20 protein-coding genes are annotated in these 21820 nt (G+C 47.4%); 11 read left to right on the plus strand and 9 right to left on the minus strand.

The window, feature by feature from the left end; translation table 11 throughout:
• Positions 1-8 precede the first annotated feature (8 nt).
• Both ftsY and EOO50_RS14335 read left to right on the plus strand, forming a co-directional pair.
• Positions 9-962, plus strand: a complete 954-nt coding sequence (gene ftsY / locus EOO50_RS14330) for a signal recognition particle-docking protein FtsY (RefSeq protein WP_290840967.1) — start codon at positions 9-11, stop codon at positions 960-962.
• On the plus strand, positions 962-1141 hold the full coding sequence (locus EOO50_RS14335; RefSeq protein ID WP_290840968.1) for a hypothetical protein: 180 nt from the start codon (positions 962-964) through the stop codon (positions 1139-1141). Before ftsY ends, EOO50_RS14335 begins: the two co-directional genes overlap by 1 nt.
• A gap of 189 nt (positions 1142-1330) precedes the next feature.
• On the opposite strand, the gene EOO50_RS14340 is transcribed toward EOO50_RS14335, so the two are convergent.
• Positions 1331-2413 carry a serine hydrolase gene (locus EOO50_RS14340; RefSeq protein ID WP_290840969.1) on the minus strand — a complete coding sequence of 361 codons (1083 nt, stop codon included), beginning with the start codon at positions 2411-2413 and terminating at the stop codon, positions 1331-1333.
• 119 nt (positions 2414-2532) lie between these two features.
• On the opposite strand from EOO50_RS14340, the gene EOO50_RS14345 reads away from it, so the two are divergent.
• Together EOO50_RS14345 and EOO50_RS14350 are read left to right on the plus strand one after the other, a co-directional pair.
• On the plus strand, positions 2533-2970 hold the full coding sequence (locus EOO50_RS14345) for a hypothetical protein (RefSeq protein WP_290840970.1): 438 nt from the start codon (positions 2533-2535) through the stop codon (positions 2968-2970).
• The gene (locus EOO50_RS14350; protein ID WP_290840971.1) at positions 2951-3247 is read left to right on the plus strand and encodes a DUF721 domain-containing protein; all 297 of its coding nucleotides are present in this window, start codon (positions 2951-2953) and stop codon (positions 3245-3247) included. Before EOO50_RS14345 ends, EOO50_RS14350 begins: the two co-directional genes overlap by 20 nt.
• 207 nt (positions 3248-3454) lie before the next feature.
• Here the strand turns inward: EOO50_RS14350 and EOO50_RS14355 are convergent, their stop codons facing one another.
• The 3 genes from EOO50_RS14355 to bshC form a co-directional block, all read right to left on the minus strand.
• Positions 3455-3874 (minus strand): nucleoside-diphosphate kinase, encoded by a 420-nt coding sequence (locus EOO50_RS14355; protein ID WP_290840972.1) that lies wholly within the window; start codon positions 3872-3874, stop codon positions 3455-3457.
• Positions 3875-3999: 125 nt separating this feature from the next.
• On the minus strand, positions 4000-5175 hold the full coding sequence (locus EOO50_RS14360) for a T9SS type A sorting domain-containing protein (protein WP_290840973.1): 1176 nt from the start codon (positions 5173-5175) through the stop codon (positions 4000-4002).
• A gap of 155 nt (positions 5176-5330) precedes the next feature.
• Positions 5331-6920, minus strand: coding sequence for a bacillithiol biosynthesis cysteine-adding enzyme BshC (bshC, locus tag EOO50_RS14365; protein ID WP_290840974.1), 1590 nt, complete (start codon positions 6918-6920; stop codon positions 5331-5333).
• Positions 6921-7356: 436 nt separating this feature from the next.
• Between bshC and EOO50_RS14370 the strand changes: the two genes are divergently transcribed.
• The 4 genes from EOO50_RS14370 (at position 7357) to EOO50_RS14385 (ending at position 12222) form a co-directional block, all read left to right on the plus strand.
• The gene (locus EOO50_RS14370) at positions 7357-8748 is read left to right on the plus strand and encodes an RtcB family protein (protein ID WP_290840986.1); all 1392 of its coding nucleotides are present in this window, start codon (positions 7357-7359) and stop codon (positions 8746-8748) included.
• A 1-nt stretch (position 8749) separates the two neighbouring features.
• Positions 8750-9439, plus strand: coding sequence for a peptide chain release factor H (gene prfH / locus EOO50_RS14375; RefSeq protein WP_290840975.1), 690 nt, complete (start codon positions 8750-8752; stop codon positions 9437-9439).
• Positions 9426-9953, plus strand: a complete 528-nt coding sequence (locus tag EOO50_RS14380) for a tetratricopeptide repeat protein (RefSeq protein ID WP_290840976.1) — start codon at positions 9426-9428, stop codon at positions 9951-9953. The genes prfH and EOO50_RS14380 overlap by 14 nt, the downstream gene beginning before the upstream one ends.
• 73 nt (positions 9954-10026) lie before the next feature.
• Entirely contained in the window at positions 10027-12222 is a 2196-nt protein-coding gene (locus EOO50_RS14385; protein ID WP_290840977.1) for a radical SAM protein, read from the plus strand.
• Positions 12223-12546: 324 nt separating this feature from the next.
• Here the strand turns inward: EOO50_RS14385 and EOO50_RS14390 are convergent, their stop codons facing one another.
• Positions 12547-13224: a response regulator transcription factor gene (locus EOO50_RS14390; protein WP_290840978.1), complete on the minus strand. Its 678-nt coding sequence runs from the start codon at positions 13222-13224 to the stop codon at positions 12547-12549.
• A gap of 28 nt (positions 13225-13252) precedes the next feature.
• A complete protein-coding gene (locus EOO50_RS14395; protein WP_290840979.1) occupies positions 13253-14530 on the minus strand; it encodes a HAMP domain-containing sensor histidine kinase in 1278 nt (425 codons plus the stop codon).
• Positions 14531-14677: 147 nt separating this feature from the next.
• On the opposite strand from EOO50_RS14395, the gene EOO50_RS14400 reads away from it, so the two are divergent.
• Both EOO50_RS14400 and EOO50_RS14405 read left to right on the plus strand, forming a co-directional pair.
• Complete coding sequence (locus EOO50_RS14400) at positions 14678-15082, plus strand: DUF1573 domain-containing protein (RefSeq protein WP_290840980.1); 405 nt, start codon at positions 14678-14680, stop codon at positions 15080-15082.
• 263 nt (positions 15083-15345) lie between these two features.
• Entirely contained in the window at positions 15346-15768 is a 423-nt protein-coding gene (locus EOO50_RS14405; protein WP_290840981.1) for a hypothetical protein, read from the plus strand.
• A gap of 1 nt (position 15769) precedes the next feature.
• Here EOO50_RS14405 and rimO read toward each other — a convergent pair whose 3' ends face one another.
• From rimO to EOO50_RS14420, 3 genes are all read right to left on the minus strand, one after another.
• Positions 15770-17083 carry a 30S ribosomal protein S12 methylthiotransferase RimO gene (gene rimO, locus EOO50_RS14410; protein WP_290840982.1) on the minus strand — a complete coding sequence of 438 codons (1314 nt, stop codon included), beginning with the start codon at positions 17081-17083 and terminating at the stop codon, positions 15770-15772.
• Between the two features lie 439 nt (positions 17084-17522).
• Positions 17523-19052 (minus strand): transporter, encoded by a 1530-nt coding sequence (locus tag EOO50_RS14415; RefSeq protein WP_290840983.1) that lies wholly within the window; start codon positions 19050-19052, stop codon positions 17523-17525.
• 83 nt (positions 19053-19135) lie between these two features.
• Positions 19136-20089, minus strand: a complete 954-nt coding sequence (locus EOO50_RS14420; protein WP_290840984.1) for a hypothetical protein — start codon at positions 20087-20089, stop codon at positions 19136-19138.
• Positions 20090-20206: 117 nt separating this feature from the next.
• Here EOO50_RS14420 and proS point away from each other — a divergent pair, with 117 nt between their 5' ends.
• Complete coding sequence (gene proS, locus EOO50_RS14425; RefSeq protein WP_290840985.1) at positions 20207-21685, plus strand: proline--tRNA ligase; 1479 nt, start codon at positions 20207-20209, stop codon at positions 21683-21685.
• Positions 21686-21820: the final 135 nt, after the last annotated feature.

Raw genomic sequence — 21820 nt, forward strand, 5'->3', positions numbered from 1 at the left:
AAAACAGAATGTCATTTTTCAAACGCATATTTTCTTCAGAGAAAAAAGAAACCCTCGACAAAGGCCTCGAGCAAACCAAAACCTCTTTCTTCTCCAAACTCACCAAAGCGGTCGCAGGTAAATCCAAAGTAGACGACGAAGTCCTCGACAACCTCGAAGAAGTTCTCGTTTCGAGCGACGTCGGCGTTGACACGACTTTAAAAATCATACAGCGCATCGAGAAACGCGTGTCCGAAGACAAATACCTTGGTACCGACGAACTCAATCAAATCCTTCGCGAGGAAATCGCTGCATTACTTTCTGAAACAAATTCTGGCGAAGCGAGCGAATTCACGATTCCGGCCAATAAGAAGCCGTACGTTATCATGGTCGTCGGCGTGAACGGCGTAGGCAAGACAACCACGATCGGGAAACTGTCGCACCAATTCAAGAAAGCCGGTTACAAGGTCGTACTCGGAGCCGCTGATACATTCCGCGCCGCGGCGATCGACCAACTCCAGATTTGGGCCGACCGCACGGGCGTTACTCTGGTAAAACAACAAATGGGTTCCGATCCGGCTTCGGTCGCTTTCGATACGCTCCAATCGGCCGTCGCACAGGATGCCGACGTTGTGATCATCGACACGGCCGGCCGTCTGCACAACAAAGTAAATTTGATGAACGAACTCACCAAAGTAAAACGCGTGATGCAAAAGGTAATCGCCGATGCACCTCACGACGTGCTTTTGGTACTCGACGGATCGACCGGACAAAACGCTTTCGAGCAAGCGAAACAGTTTACGGCCGCGACCGAGGTTTCGGCTCTCGCAGTTACGAAACTCGATGGAACCGCGAAAGGCGGCGTCGTCATCGGGATCAGCGATCAGTTCCAGATTCCAGTGAAATATATTGGCGTCGGCGAAGGAATCGAAGATCTTCAAGTGTTCAACAAATACGAATTCGTCGATTCATTCTTCAAATAATGGGACGCAGGAGACGCAGTAATTTGCCGCCAGGATTGGCGACTTTTATGGGAGCCGTACTCATTTTTGCGGCCGCCCAATCGGTCAGGCAATTCGAGACGGCCTTTTATATTCTGATGGGAATCGCCGGCGCGGCTTGTGTGGGCGCGATTTATCAATACGTGAAACGCAATGGCTAAGACGCGAACAAGAACCCAAACTTCGGCAAAAGGTATTTCTGTCACCCAGTTGTACTTGTTGGCGGTTGCGTGCTTTATCGTTTCGAGACTTTTTGAAGGAAAAATTGAAGCCGTGAATTACGCATTGGCAATCCTCGGCTTCGTGTTATTCGGTATGGCGTTCCGGAAATATTTTAAGGGGAGAAAGCGCTAGTTGATCAACGCATTCAGCTTTTCCCACAAATGATCGTCGTACTCTGACAGCGCAAAATTCGATTCCTCGGCCTGTTCGCCCATTCTCACGATTACCATTTTCTTCGACGGGATCACGTAGATTTTCTGGTCGTTTTTTCCCAACGCCATGTACAGGTCGTTCGGCGCGTCGGGAATCAGACTACCCGGAAACTCCAATTGCGATTGCGGCAAATGATAACTCGATTCGCCGTTTATCCACCACAGATACCCGTACGATTTGTTGATGGTCTGGGATGGAGATGTAGCGTCGTGGTGAAACGCTTCGGGAATTACCTGAGTCGTATCCCATTTCCCATTGTTAAGCGCCAAAAGCCCGAATCGAGCCATGCTGCGCGTCGTGCTCCAATACACGTTCAAGTCACCCGTCTGCAAGAAAGCGCCCGTCATTCCTATTTTGTCGCGCAATTGCGAGTTGAAATACGCTGTCCAGCTTTGCCCGCTTGCGGCTGCGACCACGTCTTGTAATTTTACGTAGACATTGTCGTATGCCCAGCGCGTTCCCGGAGCGGCCGTGTATATCAAACAATCGGGATCGACGCAATCTTCCTCGTTTACATCGTCGAGCCCTGAGGTCATCGTAAGCAGATGTTTCACTTTTATTTGAGATTCCTGGCTCGCGGTCAGACTCGTCCAACCTTCGCCAAGATAATCGGAAACAGGGCTTTCAAGATTGAGGAAACCTTGTTGTTCGGCAATTCCCGTCATGGATGACGTAAGCGTTTTACCGGCGCTTGCCCAATACCATGGCGTGGTTGCCGAATGGTCGTTGAAGTAATTTTCCATCACGATGCGTCCGTTCACGGTTATGATGAAACCTTTGGCGTGGGTTTCCGATAGAAAATCGAGTAACGGTTGGACGGCATCTTCGTTCCAGCCCATGTCAGAGACAGTTTTGGTTTCCCAGACATCGCCTGAAAGCGGAGGGAAATACATGGTTTCGGTAGGATCGTTCGGGGTTCCGTCATCCGATGAATCGTCGGACGAGCCGCAACCCATAAGCAATAACGACATTGAAAAAATGGAGAGTAATAGTTTCATAACGGTTGATTTTCGAGGTAGAGCTTAAAATTACGCAATAGTTTAACGACGCTCAATGTTTTTTTCAACAGCCGTCGATTTCGATAGTGAGTCGGCATCCGATTGCGTATTTTTGCCGCATGAGAGTTTCAATTGCAATTTTAGTATTTTGCTTCGCCTTGACGGGCTGCAAAGGTATTTCCAAAGACGATATTTCCAAGATAAACGGCTATTGGCAAATCGAAAAAGTAGTCACGGCAAACGGGCAGGACAAGCAATACCAAGGCAATACGTCCTACGATTTCTTTAAAATTCACAACGGAAAAGGCACGCGCACCAAAGTGATGCCGCAGCTAGATGGATCGTTCCTCACGAATAATATCAATGAACAGATCACTGTCAGGTTCGATGATGGCGACGCGTATCTCGACTATGTAACCGAATACGCGAAATGGAGCGAGGAAGTAAGATCGGTTTCAACCGACGAAATGGTTTTGGTCAACGCCCAAAAAATCGAATACCACTACAAGAAAGCAGGACCTATAAAACTCGACGACGATGGCCAAACGACTAAGTAACGAAAGCGCGATCGGAGACGTTCTCAAGCACATTATCGCCGACAACAAACTCCAACCCGGAATGGATCAGGTCGCGGTCAAGGAAGCGTGGTTTCATCTCATGGGAAACGGCGTGAAAACCTATACGCGAGCCGTCGCATTGAAAGGAACGACGTTATATGTCGAACTGACTTCGGCCGTACTCCGCGAAGAATTGAGCTATGGCAAGACGAAAATCGTGAGTATGATCAATGAGGAATTGGGTAGGGAAGTGGTGAAGGAGGTTGTGCTTCGTTGACACGCTGCGCTTTTTGACACGCTTCGCTTTTGACACGGCTGCGCCTTTTGACGCGCATCGCTTTGGAATACGAATGAGTTGGTTAGGGACAAATTATTCTAAATAAAAAAATCCCGTCCAAAAAGAACGAGATTGTTATCGTAATCGGATCAAATCCAAAGCGCAGCGTGTCCAAAGCCCACCGGGCGCGTCCACAGCGTAGCGCGTCTAGAATTGCTCGCGTCCCGCAAAATGAAACGCTCCCTCAATCGCAGCGTTCTCATCGCTATCCGAACCGTGAACAGCATTCTCACCGATTGACTTCGCGTATTTTTTACGGATAGTTCCCTCAGCGGCATCAGCCGGGTTCGTAGCTCCGATCAAGGTGCGGAAAGCCTCAACCGCGTTGTCTTTTTCAAGTATCGCAGCAACGATCGGGCCGCGTGTCATGAACTCGACAAGTTCACCAAAGAATGGGCGCTCGTTGTGGACCGCGTAAAATGCCTGAGCGTCAGCGGTTGTAAGTTGTGTCAATTTCAATGAAACGATCTTAAAACCCGCTTCAGTAATCATATTCAAGATTCCGCCGATGTTTCCTGCTTCAACAGCATCAGGCTTGATCATTGTAAACGTTCTGTTAGTTGCCATAGTATTTTTAAATTTGGCGCAAAAGTAAGGCGAATAAATCGATAATAAAAGAAAGAAACCCGCCCAAAATAAAAAATCCCTGACTATTTGATATAATCAGGGAAATTTCTCGAAAAATAAAATGCTTATTTTTTTACAAGTTTCAACGTTTCGATCGTCGAACCTGAAACGACTTTCGCAAAGTACAAACCGTTTGAAAGTCCTGATGCATCGATCGTCATCGTATTTTCGTCAGACGTCTGGCTCTTAACCAGTTTTCCAGTGATATCGAAAACCGATACACTTCCGATCGCTGCGTCGGCACTGATCGTCCAATCTCCGTTCGTCGGGTTCGGCGCTACTGAAAACGCTTTTTTCGCCGATGTTTCGACGGCAAGAGCAGGTCCGAAATTGTATTCGAACGTCGTACGGTTAAAGCTGATGTTGTACGTTCCTGAAACCGACGCCATGTCGGCTCCGTTCTGTACCATCGAGCCTTGAGGAAACGGATTGCTTCCGGCCGCTCCCGCAGCACCGAATTGAACGGCCCAGCTCGCATTGTCGCGCACTTTGAATCCGCCGCCAACGATCGTGACGTTGGTCAATGTGTAATGGATCGCGTCCGTAGTATTCATGACCGCGTCGACATCCCAGCTTCCCGATGGTCCGCCAAGCCCGATGATTCCCACCGATGTCGGCGTAAACGAATACGCGCCTGTCGTAAAGTTGAACGTGATGTTGTACGTACCGCCCGGCATCGGGATGTCCGGACCGTTCTGCGTTCCTGTTCCGCTCGGGAAACCTGTGGCGCCCCAGTTTTGCGCCCAACCATTATCGCGACGGAATTTTACCCAAGCCGCTGAGAACGTGATGCTTTTCGCGACATAATCAACACCGTTCGTCGTGTTTAAAAGTACATCGACCGAACTCGTGCCGTCCCCGTAAACGCTGATCACAGGGAATTGCGGGACGCCCGCCGTGAATGAATATGCCAAAGTCGTCGCGTTGAACGTGACATTGTAAGTTCCCGCGGGTACGGCGATGTTGGTTCCGGGCACGACGCCCGTTCCATTTGGAAATCCGGGAGCCGTAGCATAGCCGTAAGCGAAATCCCAGTTTGAATTTCTTCGGAATTTCATCTCGCCCGACACGAACGTGTGGTTTGCCAACGTGTATGTGATACCGTCGGTCGTTGTCATGAAAACGTCAATTCCCCAGTCGCCTGAAGGTCCTGTGGCGGGCCCGGTAAGGCTGATGTTGTCAAAAGAATATCCCGAGATCGAAATCAGGAAAACAAATAAAGAGAGTAGTTTTTTTGCCATAATGACTTGGTTTTTAATGTGATTAAAAAGGTTACGGTAACGAAAGTAATCGATTTCGTAATCGCTCGTACTTCTTAAAGTTTACGCAAACGTTTTCGTGTTGAAAACTTTGTCAACCAAGCATTTTATTCCGATAAAAAATAGGAGATTCGGATTTAAACCGTTACGATATTGAAGATTTGCGCAAGCGGATTCAATTCCGCAAGTAGATTCGGGATCAAATTCTCGCCCTGTTCCAACCAAAATTCCGAGAAGTTGTTTTGGCGTTCCTGCAAACCACCAAACGGGAAGAGTTCGTTACGTAAGTTCGCGACGCGTTCGAGTTCGTCGGCGTGTTTGCGCTTTTGTGCTTTTAGAAGTCGTTTCTCAAGATTATCAAGACCTTTTAGCTGTTTCGTTTCTTGCGCCTTCACGGCGCCCGTGAACGATTTATCGGTCTGTTCGGCCAATGCGAAAAGGTCGGCGAATTGCTTTTGGAGCGCGAGCCGTTGCGGCATCAAGTTGATCGGGAATTCTGAAATTTCATTGATTTTTCGGTTCGCGAAATCAGTGGGTTTCTCGAATAGGTCTTTCCAACTGAGTCCGAGCGCGTCTGCTTTTTTCGATTGTTTTTCAGACGTAAGCAATACCGAATTCCGAACGAGCAAAATCGGAAAAGTCACGCCGACTTTATCGAAAAACGATTTCAATTCGAGCCAATACGCGATTTCGCCTCCGCCGCCGATATAGCAAAGATTCGGCAGGATCACTTCTTCATAAAGCGGGCGCATGATCACATTCGGACTGAACCTTTCGGGATGATTTTCAAGCTCCTCTAGCAATTCCGATTTTGAAAAACGAATTGGGGAATTGTTCACGATGTAAGTATCGCCTTCCAAGATAATGCGCTCGCGAAGTTTGTCATCGAGATAAAACAAATTAATTTCCCGCGGATTAACCTGGATTTTGTATCCTTCGAGTTTTTTGGCCGATTGCGCGACTTCGGCCGACGAAACCTGCTCTGTCAATTCCTGTTTTACATATGGAATGAAAAGGCGTTTCAATTCCTTGTCATCGCCATCGACGATCACTAAACCGTATTCCCCGAAGAGTTCGTTCGCGAGGAAACGTGTCGCATCGGTGAGATTTTCGTGTTTCAGATAGGCGTTTTGGAACAATTCGCGGACGTAATCGGCATTTTTTGAGAATCCGAGTTCTTTTGAAAACAAATCGAACACATTTTCAAGACCGTCGGTCGAAAGCCTGCCGGCCGCACCCGAACTTTCGCGGTTCCATCGAAACTTTTTCTGGTTGAACGTAAAGTAATTTATTTCCTCGAAATCATGGTCTTCGGTCGCCATCCAATACACTGGGACGAAGTCGTTATTGGGATATTTTTGCTTGAGTTCTTTCGCGAGATTTATGGCCGAAATTATCTTGTACAAAAAATACAGCGGTCCCGTAAATAAATTTAGCTGATGTCCCGTCGTTACCGTGAATGTCGTGTTTTTTGAAAGCGCTTCAATGTTTGTTTTCGTGTGCTCTGAAACCTTGGAATTTTGATATTGGCTCGTCAAACTCTGCACTAAAACGCGACGGTTTTCATCGGGAAAATTTTGCGCTTTTTCAGCGATTTGGCCTTCGAAGTTTTCAATCGTCGGAAAGCGGTTATACAGCTCGCTTAAATTCTGTTTTTGGTTCAGGTAATCCACGATCAACGAAGAAAAATAACCCGAATCCTGATAGCTGATACAGTCGCTTGGCATGTTTGAAGTTAAAAAAGTTGCGTAAAAGTACAAAAATTTCAACCCCGATTTTTCGTCCCTTCCCGTAGGGAAGCATTTCGGGTCACAAGATTTTCTTAAATTTTTTTAACGCCGAAGCTTGGAAAATCAAAAAACAATTCCCAATCTTTGCATCGAAATAATTCACTAACATTCTAAAACGAAGAACAATGCGTGTACTGAACACAAATTACCAAGCCTTCTCGCCGAACCAATTCGGTGCGTCGCCTCTTCGTGCTTTCCTCGATTCCTAGAAACTTCTAACGATATATGAAAAAGCCCGAAGACAAATAATCTCCGGGTTTTTTTATGGATTTTACTTTCCTCTTTTCCCGGATTTAGAACTCGATTCATCGATTTCCGATGAAATGTGCCTGACGAACAGCTGTCGGCTCAAAAAATCACATCTAAACTCATCATGGGAAATAAACTCTCAGGGAAAGACCTCATAAAATTGGGCTTCCCGAAAAATAACGCGATCAACATCGCGCTCGGGCAAATCAACCGTTACCGAAAAAAAGAAAAAAAGGAACGCATACTGCTCGAAGCAAAACAAGTGCTGCTCAACCCGAGCCAATTTACCGGAGACGGAACTTGGGGAAAAGTAGCCGAAGGACTCACAAAACCCGTCGAAGTCAAATTCAACGAACTGAGGGCGACACGCGCGCCGTTCACGATTTTCGGCGAAAACGAGATCGACGAGCAGGCCAAACGCCAATTGTACGACGCTTTGAAATTGCCGATTGCCGTGTCAGGCGCGTTGATGCCCGACGCACATTCGGGTTACGGATTGCCGATAGGCGGCGTCCTGGCGACCGATAACGCCGTGATTCCGTACGGAGTCGGTGTCGACATCGGATGCCGGATGAGCCTGTCGATTTTCGATTTGCCTGCTTCGTATCTCAAAGGAAAAGGCCATATGTTGGTGCAAATCCTCAAAGATCACACGAAGTTCGGCATGAACGAAACACATGCGATCAAAGCCGATCACGAGATTTTTTCAAGGTCGGAGTTCAACGACATTCCGTTCGTAAAAGCCTTGCTCGACAAAGCGTACAAGCAACTCGGGACGTCAGGCGGCGGCAATCATTTCGTCGAATTCGGAATCGTGAATTTGACCGACGAACATCCGGAGTGGAAACTGCGCGCCGGTGATTATTTCGCGGTTTTGTCGCACAGCGGCTCGCGCGGACTCGGTGCCAATATCGCCAAACAATACACATATTTGGCGGCAAAGCAATGTCCGCTGCCGAAAAACGTGCAACATTTGGCGTGGCTCGATCTCGATACGCACGACGGCCAGGAATATTGGCTCGCGATGAATCTTGCGGGTGATTATGCCAAGGCGTGTCACGACGACATCCATCGCCGAATAGGAAAAGCGATCGGCAAGAGACCGTCGGTTACGATTGAAAACCACCACAATTTCGCGTGGAAGGAAATCGTCGACGGAAAGGAACTCATCGTGCATCGAAAAGGCGCGACTCCGGCTGCGAAAGAAGAACTCGGCATCATTCCGGGATCGATGACGGCTCCGGGTTTCATCGTGCGTGGAAAAGGAAATGCAGACAGTTTGAATTCGGCTTCACACGGAGCGGGACGATTGTTGTCGCGTGCCAAATGCAAGCAAAAGTTCACGCCCAGCGAAGTCAGGAAAGTGCTCAAAAACGCCGACGTCACGTTGATTGGAGGCGATGTCGATGAAGCGCCGATGGCCTACAAAGACATCCACAAAGTCATGGGCAACCAAACCGAACTCGTGGAAGTCTTGGGGACATTCACGCCAAAAATCGTCCGAATGGATAAGTAAGATGGAAAAATTTTTACAAATCACATCAGGACGCGGCCCGGCAGAATGTTCTTGGGTCGTCGCTCAAGTCTTGAAGCAGATGATGCTCGAGGCCGAAGCGCAAGAGTTGCACGCCGAAATGTTGCACCGACAACCCGGAATCGAAAACGGAACCGTAGAATCGGCGAGCGTGAAAGTGTCGGGCGAAAACGTCGATGCATTCGCTGAGAGTTGGATCGGTTCGGTTCAATGGATCGGACAAAGCCAATTTCGAAAATTGCACAAACGCAAGAATTGGTTCGTCGGTGTTTTCGAGATCGATGCCGCAAAAATGGGCGTCGTGTCGCCAAAAGACATTCGATACCAAGCGATGCGAAGTTCGGGCGCCGGCGGACAACACGTGAACAAAGTAAGTTCGGCGGTTCGCGCAATCCATTCGCCGACAGGGATTTCGGTCGTTTCACAAGACAGCCGATCGCAGCATCAGAACAAGAAAACCGCGACGGAACGCCTGCTGCAAAAGCTCGAATCCGAATCGGTCAAACGGTTCAGGGAACAAATTTCAAAGGAATGGGACAACCAATTGAACGTGCAAAGGGGAAATCCTGTGCGCACGTTTTCAGGTTCCGATTTTAAAAACAAGCCGCCGACCAAAAGCTATAAATCCGAAAGGTCGCGGCTCAAAAATAATTTACGCAATGAAAACTATTGATAAATACTTGGCTCAGGCGATGGATTGTTTTCCGTATGACATCGAAGGCACGATCGAATCGCTCGATTACGCGTTGTCGTACAACGATAAAAGCACGATGGCGCTTTGCCTTTACGGGCGATTGATGGCCGATCAATTCCAGAAATACGAGGAAGCGAAAAGCTATTTCAGCCAAGCGCTTGCGGCCGACATCCATGCTTGGGAAGTCTATCCGCACTACGCGAACGTGTTGATCCGAAACGAGGATTTCGAAGAAGCTGAAAAGCTCATCGATTTCGCGCTTACCATCAAAGGTGCCGACAAATTCGAAATGCATCTTGCCAAAGCGCATCTTTTCGAGAGGCAACGCAAGTTCGACGAAGCTGAGAAAGCCGTCAAAGAAGCCAAACTGCACGTTGTTGAGGATTGGCAGGAATCGAATCTTGAAAGCCTTGTAAAGCGGATCAAGATGAAACGCGATTCGCTCGCTGGCAAAAAATCGGCGAAAAAGAAGTCTAAGAAAAAGGCAAAATGATGTTTGGAAAGGCTGTTCGAAAGAGCGGCCTTTCTTTTTGACAAATGCCGTACTTTTGCCAAAAATAATTCGATTGGAACCAGGGATTTTCCTCATAACGCCGCCGTTTACACAGCTCAACACGCCGTATCCGGCCACAGCTTATATAAAGGGTTTCCTGAATACGAAGTCCATTTCGTCGTATCAGGCCGATCTGGGCATCGAGGTTATCCTGGAATTGTTTTCAAAACACGGGTTGCAGCAGTTGTTCGACACGATTTCAAAAACCCAATTCGAGGATTTGTCCGACAATGCAAAGCGGATCATTGCGTTGCACGACGATTACATCGGCACTATTGATTCGGTAATTGCGTTCCTTCAAGGCAAAAACCCGACGCTCGCGCTCCAGATCTGCCAGGAAGAATTCTTGCCCGAAGCCTCGCGATTTTCACAACTCGAAGAACTCGACTGGGCATTCGGAACGATGGGAACGCAGGACAAGGCGAAACATTTGGCGACTTTGTATCTCGAGGATATTTCAGATTTGATCGTGGAATGCGCCGATGCGAATTTCGGATTCTCGCGTTACGCCGAACGTTTGGGACGCAGCGCGAACTCTTTCGACGAAATTTATGCCGAGTTGCAGAAACCGCTTTCGTACATCGATCAAATCACAATAAAAATACTGGCGCAGAAAGTCGAAGCGGTCAACCCGAAGTTGGTATTGGTTTCGGTTCCGTTCCCCGGGAATTTGTTTTCGGCATTTCGTTGCGCGCAATGGTTGAAGGCGAATCGTCCGAACATAAAAATCGCGATGGGCGGCGGTTTCGCGAATACTGAATTACGATCGTTGTCGGACGAAAGAGTTTTCGAGTTCTTCGATTTCATCACGCTCGACGACGGTGAAAGCCCCGTTGAGGAACTCATAAAATTCCTCAACGATCCGACGACGAAACTCAAACGGACTTTCGTTTTAGAAAACGGAAATGTCGTTTATAAAAACGAATCGCCGCTTCATGATTACAAGCAGAGCGAAGTTGGAACGCCTGATTATTCGGATCTGCCGCTCGAAAGCTACATTTCGGTAATCGAAATCGTAAACCCGATGCACCGCATGTGGAGCGACGGCCGCTGGAACAAACTCACGATGGCGCACGGCTGCTATTGGGGAAAATGCACTTTTTGCGACATCTCGCTCGATTACATAAAGATTTACGAGCCCGTCGCGGCCAATTTGTTGTGCGATCGCATGGAGGAATTGATCGCGCAAACGGGTCAGAACGGATTTCATTTCGTAGACGAAGCCGCGCCGCCTGCGCTGATGCGTGCGTTGGCCTTGGAAATTCTGAAGCGAAAACTCACCGTAACCTGGTGGACGAATATCCGATTCGAGAAAAGTTTTACCGCCGATTTATGCCGATTGCTCAAGGCTTCGGGTTGCATCGCGGTTTCGGGCGGTTTGGAAGTCGCTTCAGACCGACTGCTCGCGCTCATCGACAAAGGCGTCACGGTCGAACAGGTCGCGAAAGTCACGCGCAATTTTACCGAATCGGGAATAATGGTTCATGCGTATTTGATGTATGGCTATCCGACGCAAACCGTTCAGGAAACAGTGGATAGTTTGGAAATGGTGCGTCAATTATTTGAGGCCGGCGTTCTGCAATCGGGATTTTGGCATCAGTTCGCGATGACGGCTCACGCGCCCGTCGGATTGGAACCCGAGAAATTCGGAGTCGTAAAAGATTCGGACATCGTCGGAACATTTGCGAACAACGATATTAATTTTACCGACAAGACCGGGATCGATCATGATAAATTCAGCTTCGGACTCAAGAAATCGCTGTTCAATTATATGCATGGGATTTGTTTCGATTACGACTTGCAGGATTGGTTCGACTTCAAGATTCCGCGAACGAAAATCGATCCTGATTTCATTCAAGATGTGTTGCTTGAAGATTCGGATTTCAACACGAAACCGACCGCAAAAGTTGTGTGGCTTGGCTCAAAACCGATCGTTTCGTCGTTCGTGAAAAACAAAAAAGGGAATTCGTGGCCGATGTTGTCGCTTGAATTCCACGACAGGAAAGCGAGTACGGTGTTGCAGGTTGGGCAGAAGGAAGGAAATTGGTTGGTGGCGGCGCTCGAAAAAATTTCGGTTTCGGCTGCGAAAACTATGACTTTCGGTCAACTCAAGGGTGATTTTGAAAATTTTGGATTGGAGGATTTTGAATTGTTCTGGTATTCGAAACCGATACAAAGATTGCGCGAATCCGGGTTGTTGGTGTTGTAGTGCTGTTCAAGGTTTTAAATCGTTGATTTTTCGCGACCTTAAAATTACCACCACCACCCGCCCGAAAGTTAATGCGATTTCGAATTGTACGAATACACGAAAACTACATGAAATCCAAATTTTCAAAGCCAACGCTGAATTTCCAGAGCCAACATTCGATTTTCGAAACCGACGTAAATTCTAAAACCAACTCAAGTCCCAAAACAAACCTCAATTTCCCAAAGAAAAGTTTCTTCAAAAGTCGTTCTCCAAAAAACTTCGAAACTTTAATATTCCACTCGAAATCGCAAAACGTATCCAGTTTTTCATGCACGAACAATTCGATTATTTTTCACCAAACCGAAACCCGATCCCATGCAAATTCTCAATCACGACACTCTCGTCAACCAAAATCTTGCGCAACCTCGAAATAAAGACATCCAAACTTCTCCCCATAAAATAGTCATCGTCGCCCCAAAGTTTCTTCAAGATTTCTTCGCGTTTCATCACAACGCCTTTGTTGTCCAGAAAGAGTTTTAAAAGTTCCGATTCGCGTTGTGTCAACGTTACTTTTTCACCCTCGCAAACCAACGTATAATTACCGGCATCGAACGTGAATTTCCCAACCGGATAACCCGACTTTTCCAGGCTCTCCGACTTTTGCGAACGCTTCAAAAACACCTCAATCTTCAACACCAGTTCTTCAATGCTGAACGGTTTGACCAAATAATCATCGGCGCCCAAACGCAAACCTTTTATACGATCTTCCTTGAGCGTCTTGGCCGACAGGAAAATTATAGGAATGTCAGGATTCGCCGCTCGAATGTCGGACGCCAATTCAAAACCGTCGCGTTTCGGCATCATGATGTCCAAAATACACAAGTCGAAATCCCCGTTTTGGAACAGGTCGAAACAGGCATTTCCGTCGGCACAATGAAAAACCTCGTAACCGTTTTGCTCGAGGTTGTCTTTGGTTAGGAAGGCAAGCGTTTCGTCGTCTTCGGCGTAGAGGATTTTTGGCATCTGTTTAATTGTTGAATCGGTTAATCGTTTAATCGTTGTTTATCTTCGGTCGTTTTAACGGCATCGAAATCAAAATCGCAACACCGCCGTCAGCATTATTGCGAGCCGAAATCTTCCATCCATGTAACGTACAAATCTTTTTCACGTAATACAAACCTAATCCGAAACCGGTGACTTCATTACTTTTCGAGCTTGGGATCCGGTAAAATTTATCGAAAATATCCGACAATTTGTTGTTCGGGATTCCGATTCCGTTATCGATGAATTCGAGTTTTAGAGTTGCATTTTCATCGGACAAGCGAATCGTGATTTCAGGCTTTCCTTCGCAATATTTCACCGAATTGTCAATCAGGTTGTACACGATGTTCGTGAAATGGAACACGTCGGCGGCAATCGTAGCGTCGTCCTTTGCTTCGATTTTCACCGACAGGTTTTCGTGCTTGAGCTGCATGTTTTCAGTCACTTCATTTAATATCGACACGATGGAAACTGGCTTTTTGTCCATTGCAAGCGGAACCGAATCGCTCTTGGCAATGCTCAAGATTTCCCCGATATGACTGTTGAGTTTATTACTTTGGCTGATGATGATGTTCGTATATTTCTGCATTTTCTCATCAGACGAGATCTGCGGTTGCTTCGCGAGATAATTCGACGCGATCAGGATCGACGAAAGCGGCGTCTTGAACTCGTGCGTCATGTTGTTGATGAAATCGCGTTGGAGTTCGGAGTACTTTTTCTGCTGCAGAATCGTCACGATCGAATACACGTAAACGAGCAAAATAATAACAAGCGCGCCCGACAGCACGAACCAGAATTTAAGCGAGCTGAACAAATACGTCGTCTCGTTCGGGAATCGGATCGCGAAATAGTACACGAGATTCTTGTGCTTCGGAAAATAAACCGTGTGTTCCTTTTCCCCTTTCACCGACGTCGAAACGTAGTTTCCGTACACCATTTCATCGCTCTGGCAATTGTACATCGCGTATTCGAAATCGGTGTGGATGTCGCTTTTTTCGAATTCGCCTTTTAGGTAAAATTCCAAAATATCGGGTTCGAAATCGTTGTTCACGTTCACGATATAATAGTCGTTCGAGACTTTCACGACCGGATTTTCCGACGGCAATTCGTGGCTCGTGCTCTCGTATAACTTCTTGGCGACCTCGAGCAATGCGATGTGAACCTTTTGCGAGAATTTCTTTTCCTCAATCGTATAAGCTTGGCGCGTCCACAGCAATTGCGCGACGAGAATCCCAATGATGGCGACGAGTCCAAGAATGATGATAGCGTTGAGTTTGCTCAATTTCATGCTGTAATATTAGGTAAAAAAGGCACGTGAATCGTCGGTTAACAAGTCGTTAACAAACATTTGAAAGCGGTTAACAGCTTGAGAGAAATGGTTCGGATACTTTTGGGATATCAAAATTGAAAAACGATAACCATAAAAAACTACAGTATGAAAACTCTTAAAATTTCTTTGCTTGCACTCGCCTTCGGAATGATGTCTTTCACATCAACAACTTCAACTGGCGATCCGATCGTGAGAACCGCAGCCGCATCTCCGGTAGTCTGGAAAACCGAAACCATCGAAGTAGGTGAAATTCCACAAGGAACGCCAAAAGCGATCGAGTTCAGCTTCAAGAACAACGGCAAGACCGACGTCATCATCACAAACGTTAAAGCTGCCTGCGGATGTACGGCGACCGATTATACCAAAACGCCCATCAAACCCGGCGAGACTGCATCGGTAAAAGCAACTTACAACGCAGCCGCGAAAGGCGCATTCACCAAAACGGTAACCGTCACCACGAATGCCGACGAAGCCCCGAAAGTCCTCACGTTCAAAGGAACAGTGATTTAATTATAGAAGATTGGTTAGTTAAATCTACGCCTCTGGAAACAGGGGCGTTTTTTTTTGTGGAAAATCACACTCTGAGAATCAGATGATAAATTTCTTATCTTTAAGATCCATAAACTATACAAAATGAAGAAGTTATTATCGCTCTAGCGGTTTTGGCGGTTGCCTCGTGTCAGAACCCGAATTCAGAATTCCGCGGATTTGAAGGTCTTGAGATCGGTTCCGATTTTGGTTCCTCGTCAATTGCAAAGACATTCAGGAACGACATGAAAAACGAATACAATCTTCCCGATTACACGATCGCCGACATCGGTCCGGTGTCAAACCTGAATGTCACGACAAACGATTCGGGCAAGATCATCGAAGTCAAGTTCAGGACAAATACTGAAACGAACGTGTCGAAACTCAAAAAGCAATTCGAGGATTTGGTCCAGGTAGAAGTTCCGAAATTAAAATCCTCCGATCCGTTTACGATAAAGTTTTATCAATCCAAAGACGAGAATATTTTTATTGCCGAAACGACGCATAATTCGCCGAACCTAAAAAACGGAGCGCCAAGACAAGAATATGGCTATGGCAATAAAGAGGCAGTCGCTGCGAACCGGCGCGTCATTGAAAGCATGATTTCACCGTCGGCCAAAAAGAAATTGGACTCGATTAGAAACGCCGCAAAAGTAAACCTCGAATAAGTTACGCCAACTCTCCGTACAAATCGAATTCCGTCGCATCGGTGATTTTGATGTCGACGAATTCACCTGTTTTCAAGTACGTTTTCGTAGCGTCAATCAGAACTTCATTGTCAACATCAGGACTGTCAAATTCAGTACGTCCCACGAAATATTGGCCTTCCTTGCGATCGATGATACATTTAAACGTCTGTCCAATTTTTTCCTGGTTCAATTCCCATGAAATCTGCGATTGGATTTCCATGATCTCGTTCGCGCGGTTTTGCTTCACATCGGCAGGAACGTCGTCTTCGAGCAAATAAGCGTGCGTGTTTTCTTCGTGCGAATATGTGAAACAGCCCAAACGCTCGAAACGCATTTCCTGTACCCAATCTTTCAAAATCTGGAAATCCTCTTCGGTTTCTCCGGGATAACCGACGATAAGCGTAGTCCTGATTGTCATTCCGGGAACCGCCTCGCGGAATTCCTTGAGCAACTTCGTCGTTTTTTCTTGGGTCGTTCCACGTCGCATCGATTTCAAGATCTTGTCGCTGATGTGCTGCAACGGAATATCGAGGTAATTGCAGATTTTCGGTTCGCGCTTCATGAGTTCCAAAACGTCCATCGGGAAACCGCTCGGGAAAGCGTAATGCAATCGGATCCATTCAATGCCTTCGACCGCGGCCAAGGCTTCGAGAAGTTCGGCGAGGTTGCGTTTTTTATAAAGATCAAGACCGTAATAAGTCAAGTCTTGTGCAATCAAAATCAATTCTTTTACGCCATTTTTGGCCAAACCTTGCGCTTCCTTGACGAGTTTTTCGATCGATTGGGAAACGTGTTTGCCGCGCATGATCGGAATCGCGCAGAACGAACACGGACGGTCGCAACCCTCAGCAATTTTTAAGTACGCGAAGTTTTTGGGCGTCGTCGTCAAGCGTTCGCCAAGCAATTCGTGTCGGTAATCCGCGCCGAGAGCTTTCAGAAGCAACGGCAATTCCGTCGTCCCGAAAAACTGGTCCACATTCGGGATTTCCTTTTCAAGATCAGGGCGATAACGCTCGCTCAAACATCCGGTCACGAACACTTTGTCCACGATTCCACGCTCTTTCTTGTCGGCGTACTCCAAAATCATGTTCACCGATTCGGCCTTCGCGTTGTCGATAAAACCACACGTATTGATTACGATGATGTTGCCTTCATTCTCAGCAGGCGCCTCGTGCTCCACGTCTTTTCCGCTCGCTTTGAGCTGACCCATAAGCACTTCGCTGTCATAGACATTCTTGCTGCAACCCAGCGTAATCACGTTGATCTTGTTCTTCTTTAACGTTTTGGTTCTCATACAGTAAACCCTGTTTTGGGAGTGCAAAAGTACGAAAGAAGTGCTGAAGTGCAAGGTGCTGAAGTGCTAAAGTTCAAAGTTGTGGTTTTTTTAGGAGCACATTCCCGCTACCCGCTAATAGCTTTCTTGAAAAATCGGGTTTTGCAGCGGCGCTCGCGGGCTTCCTTTGGTCGCCGCGATCATCACGCAAAACCACGATTTTTCTTCAAAAGGCTAACCGCTTGTATCGGGGCTAGGAATTGGGAAAGTTATGAAGTTCAGGGTTCAAGGTAAAGCGGAAATCAAAACCGATAGCAAGTAATTGATAATATTCAAGAATCGGAAATGCAAAAATCACACAAGAAACTTCGTGCCTTCGCGCCTTCGTGGCAAAAAAAAAACTTTGCGGCAAAAAAAAATCCGCCCAAAAAGAGCGGATCAAATTTTATATAACAATTTCTTATCTAAACTCAAAAGTCAACGAAGCCGACACATTATGACTCTGCGTCTTCAAATTCGCTGGATCGGTCAAACCGGTCACAAAAAACTGCTGCTGATAATCTCGTTCCCAGTAATTGTAAGCCAGATCTAAGCGCGTGCGTCCCCAATTGTAACCCAAACCGCCTGAGAATCCTGTCAAATCTCCCATGACGGTATCATCTTTATATGGGCTTTGCTCGTAGCGGTAACCGCCGCGGAAACTCCAGTTCGAGGCCCTGATTTCTCCTCCGATTCGCAACGTCGACGCCATGTCCATGTTCGCTTCGATCTCGTCGTTTATCACGTCGTAGAAACTGTCGTTGGAACCTGTCGCGCCATAATGCGAATTCGCGTAATCTTTTACCGAATAGTCGACACTGAGCAAGCCGCGTGTCCCAAAAACGTAAGCCAAACTTCCGGTCCATTTTCCCGGGACGCGCAATTTATACGTTTCATAAATGTTGATCGGCGATCTGAATCCGCCGGTTCCACCTGTAGCGTCGTTAAACGAGAATGTTTGTACGAGTTCGTCGTTGAGCCACAACCACGTTGGCGTGTCATAAGAAACTCCTGCCCGGAAGCTCGGTGTTACTTTCACGATCGTTCCGAGTTGAAGCGAAACGCCGCTTCCGTACGTGCGCAATTGGTTGTTGAATTCGAACCATTGCAAGCCGTTTGCAGTGTCGTTGCCGTTACTTTCGTAAAAGCTTGTCCATTTCAGGTAGTCCGAGAAATGACCGTTCACGTTCGCCCCGAAATACCAGTTGTCCCCGTATTGGGCCGCAAAATTGATGGCGATTTTTCCATTGTATCCGCGGGTTTCCATCAAGAAATCGTGGTAATAGTTTCCGCCTGCAGGAACGTTAGATTCGAAAGTAGTGGCGTCGGGATTGCCGCCTGTCGGATTGATCACGAAACCTTGGTATCCGATAAGCGCCTGCTGCGCACCGAAACCTCCGAAGTTCCCGATATTCACATATTGATCTTCGAAAAATCCACCGAACTCATAATCGGCTGCCGACAATCCGGCCGAATTTGCGTAACCTAAAAAATAACTGTCGACAGAATTCGTCGGATTGGTTCCCGCTATATAAAAATCGTTATCAAGATTATTCGCATTCTCATAGTTCGCGCTCACTGCAAATTTTTTCCATTTGCTGTCCGGATTGTGGTTTTTGAAGACGAACGCGCCTCCGAATTGGTTCACGTCGAACGAACTGTAATTTTCAGACGTATTCGTCCCGAAGTAATTCGCCTTATTCTTGGGATTGTAACTCGTGAGCGTAAATCCGACCTGGCTGTTCGCGAAAATCGCCGAGCCCGCAGGATTAACGTTTATAGCCGACAAATCGCCTCCCAAAGCGCCGAACGCGCCGCTCATCGCGCGGAATCTCGCGGTTCCGGTTAAGTTGTCCTGCGCATAGATAAGTGCGTCGGCACCTGACATTTCTTGTGCCCGCAAGCCCGAAACGGCAAATGCTGCCGCAAAAACAAGTAGGTATTTTTTCATGACATTTTTATTTAGGTTCAAAAAAATACCTATGCCGTAACGTATCGTCCGCAAGACATAGGTATCAATATAATTGTATCGGATTAACGACGACCACCGCCGCCACCGCCGCCTGAACGACCTCCGCCGCCACCGCCACCGCTGTAGCTTCCGCCGCCGTATGAACGACCGCCTGAAGACGATGACGAACTCGGAGTGTAGGAATTATTGCTGCGCGAAGGAGTAGAGTAGCTTCTCGGTTGAGAGCCGGTGCTTCTTGGTGTGTTGTAGCTGTTGTTTGTTCTTGGCGTACCGTAATTTCTGGTTCCGCCGGTTTGATTTCTCGTACCGTTGTTCGTGAAGTTACGTGTGCCGCGGGTTCCGTTGTAAGAGTTACGGGTTCCGTTCGTAGAATAGGTCAAGCTTCTTCTTCCATTGCCCGGAGTGCTGTAGCTGCGTGAGTTTGAGTAACGTCCGCCCGGCATCGTGTAGTTTCTGCCGCCGCGTGGTCCGTTGTTGTAGGCGTAGCCGTTTCCGTAATATCCGTTTCCGTAATATCCGCCGTAATACGGATAACCGCCGTAACCGTAGCCGTAGTAAGGATATCCGCCCCAGCCGTAGCCATAGTTCCAACCCCAACCTGGACCGTACCAAGAGTTCCAGCCTAAGCCCCATCCCCAGCCGCCGCCGTACCAGTAATTGTTCCAGTAACCGTAACCCCAGTTGTTGTCGTAAACGTTGATCGTGACGTTATCGGCGTTCCCGCCCCATGAAGAGTAGCCTTCAGCATAACCGTCGTCAGTACGCTGGGTGCTGTCCTGGACCGATGAATAACGTTCCACATCGGTAATGATTTCATCGTCCTGTAACGAATTGAAATATTGTCTGTAACCGTTGTTTGTGTTCTCCTGACGCGTATCTGCGGTTTGATTGTCACCGTAAATGCCGTCATTGGATGCCGTGTTGCGAGATGTCCCGCAAGATGCGAGTAACATCGCGAACATCCCCAGCAAAATGCCGTAGGAAGTTGATCGTGTAGAAAAATAGTGAGTTTTCATAAGAAAGAGCATTTTTTTTATTGTGGGTTTGTGTTGCCCGACATAACAAATTTAGTTAGTTTTGCCTGACTTTTTAGTTAAAAAAATCGAAACAATTTTTGTGCCAAAACAAGTGTTATGAGTAAGAACCTTACTACAAGAGCCGAAGATTATTCTAAATGGTACAACGAGCTCGTTGTCAAGGCCGATTTGGCTGAAAACTCGGGCGTTCGCGGCTGTATGGTGATCAAACCTTACGGATATGCCATTTGGGAAAAAATGCAGGCGGAACTCGATCGGATGTTCAAGGAAACAGGTCACAGCAATGCCTATTTCCCGTTGTTCGTGCCAAAAAGCATGTTCGAGGCCGAGGAAAAAAACGCCGAAGGTTTCGCCAAAGAGTGCGCGATCGTAACGCATTACAGGCTCAAAAACGATCCTGATAAACCCGGAAAATTGATGGTCGATCCGAACGCCAAGCTCGAGGAGGAACTCATTGTTCGCCCAACGTCGGAAGCAATCATCTGGTCGACGTACAAGAATTGGGTGCAATCCTACCGCGATTTGCCGCTTTTGATCAACCAATGGGCGAACGTAGTGCGTTGGGAAATGAGAACACGCCTGTTTTTGCGCACGGCCGAATTCCTGTGGCAGGAAGGTCACACGGCCCACGCGACCAAAGCCGAAGCGATAGAGGAATCTGAAAAAATGATGAACGTCTATGCCGAGTTCGCCGAGAATTTCATGGCGATCCCGGTCATAAAAGGATTGAAGACTGAAACCGAGCGTTTTGCGGGAGCTGAGGAAACCTATTGCATCGAAGCGTTGATGCAGGACGGAAAGGCGCTCCAGGCTGGAACGTCTCACTTCCTTGGGCAGAACTTCGCCAAAGCGTTCGATGTGAAATTTACGTCGAACGAGGGCAAGCTCGATTACGTCTGGGGAACTTCATGGGGCGTTTCGACGCGTTTGATGGGTGCTTTGGTGATGACGCATTCCGACGACAAAGGATTGGTCTTGCCTCCGAATCTGGCGCCGATACAAGTCGTGATCGTCCCGATCCATAAAACTGACGAACAATTGGCGCAGATCACCCAGGAAGTCGATAAGTTGACATCGGAATTGAAAAAAATGCGCGTCTCGGTCAAATTTGACAATCGCACGAATATGTCGCCGGGATTCAAGTTTAACGAATATGAGCTCAAAGGCGTGCCGATCCGAGTCGCCATCGGCCCGAAAGATCTCGAGAACGGAACTTTTGAAGTCGCCCGACGCGATACGTTGACCAAAGAGTCTGTTTCAAAAGAAGGTTTTGCGGCTTATTTGCGCGATCTGCTCGAGACGATCCAAAGCGATCTTTTCGCAAAGGCGCTCGATTATCGCGACTCGCACATTACGGAGGTAAACGACTTCGAGGAATTCAAATCGGTACTCGAAACCAAAGGCGGTTTCCTTTCGGCCCACTGGGATGGAACCCCTGAAACCGAAGAAAAAATCAAGGAATTGACAAAAGCCACGATCCGTTGTATCGCGTTGGATAGGGTGGAAGAAGCCGGAAACTGTGTATTCACGGGAAAAACTTCAGTCGGTAGAGTGCTGTTTGCCAAGGCTTACTAGAAAATTTTGAAAAAAATAAATCCCAGCTATTGCGCGAATAAAAAATAGTTGTATTTTTGCATCCGCAATAGCGACCATGGCCCGTTCGTCTATCGGTTAGGACGCCAGGTTTTCATCCTGGTAAGGGGGGTTCGA

It is taken from the genome of Flavobacterium sp. (assembly GCF_004211145.1).
GTDB lineage: Bacteria > Bacteroidota > Bacteroidia > Flavobacteriales > Flavobacteriaceae > Flavobacterium.

Coding starts and splice junctions, on each gene's coding strand:
- EOO50_RS14370 (WP_290840986.1), top strand. CDS start 7,357: ATGGGAAATAAACTCTCAGGGAAAGACCTCATAAAATTGGGCTTCCCG.
- EOO50_RS14350 (WP_290840971.1), top strand. CDS start 2,951: ATGGCCAAACGACTAAGTAACGAAAGCGCGATCGGAGACGTTCTCAAG.
- bshC (WP_290840974.1), bottom strand. CDS start 6,920: ATGCCAAGCGACTGTATCAGCTATCAGGATTCGGGTTATTTTTCTTCG.
- EOO50_RS14395 (WP_290840979.1), bottom strand. CDS start 14,530: ATGAAATTGAGCAAACTCAACGCTATCATCATTCTTGGACTCGTCGCC.
- EOO50_RS14335 (WP_290840968.1), top strand. CDS start 962: ATGGGACGCAGGAGACGCAGTAATTTGCCGCCAGGATTGGCGACTTTT.
- rimO (WP_290840982.1), bottom strand. CDS start 17,083: ATGAGAACCAAAACGTTAAAGAAGAACAAGATCAACGTGATTACGCTG.
- EOO50_RS14380 (WP_290840976.1), top strand. CDS start 9,426: ATGAAAACTATTGATAAATACTTGGCTCAGGCGATGGATTGTTTTCCG.
- ftsY (WP_290840967.1), top strand. CDS start 9: ATGTCATTTTTCAAACGCATATTTTCTTCAGAGAAAAAAGAAACCCTC.
- proS (WP_290840985.1), top strand. CDS start 20,207: ATGAGTAAGAACCTTACTACAAGAGCCGAAGATTATTCTAAATGGTAC.
- prfH (WP_290840975.1), top strand. CDS start 8,750: ATGGAAAAATTTTTACAAATCACATCAGGACGCGGCCCGGCAGAATGT.
- EOO50_RS14390 (WP_290840978.1), bottom strand. CDS start 13,224: ATGCCAAAAATCCTCTACGCCGAAGACGACGAAACGCTTGCCTTCCTA.
- EOO50_RS14405 (WP_290840981.1), top strand. CDS start 15,346: ATGAAAAACGAATACAATCTTCCCGATTACACGATCGCCGACATCGGT.
- EOO50_RS14345 (WP_290840970.1), top strand. CDS start 2,533: ATGAGAGTTTCAATTGCAATTTTAGTATTTTGCTTCGCCTTGACGGGC.
- EOO50_RS14420 (WP_290840984.1), bottom strand. CDS start 20,089: ATGAAAACTCACTATTTTTCTACACGATCAACTTCCTACGGCATTTTG.
- EOO50_RS14360 (WP_290840973.1), bottom strand. CDS start 5,175: ATGGCAAAAAAACTACTCTCTTTATTTGTTTTCCTGATTTCGATCTCG.
- EOO50_RS14400 (WP_290840980.1), top strand. CDS start 14,678: ATGAAAACTCTTAAAATTTCTTTGCTTGCACTCGCCTTCGGAATGATG.
- EOO50_RS14340 (WP_290840969.1), bottom strand. CDS start 2,413: ATGAAACTATTACTCTCCATTTTTTCAATGTCGTTATTGCTTATGGGT.
- EOO50_RS14355 (WP_290840972.1), bottom strand. CDS start 3,874: ATGGCAACTAACAGAACGTTTACAATGATCAAGCCTGATGCTGTTGAA.
- EOO50_RS14415 (WP_290840983.1), bottom strand. CDS start 19,052: ATGAAAAAATACCTACTTGTTTTTGCGGCAGCATTTGCCGTTTCGGGC.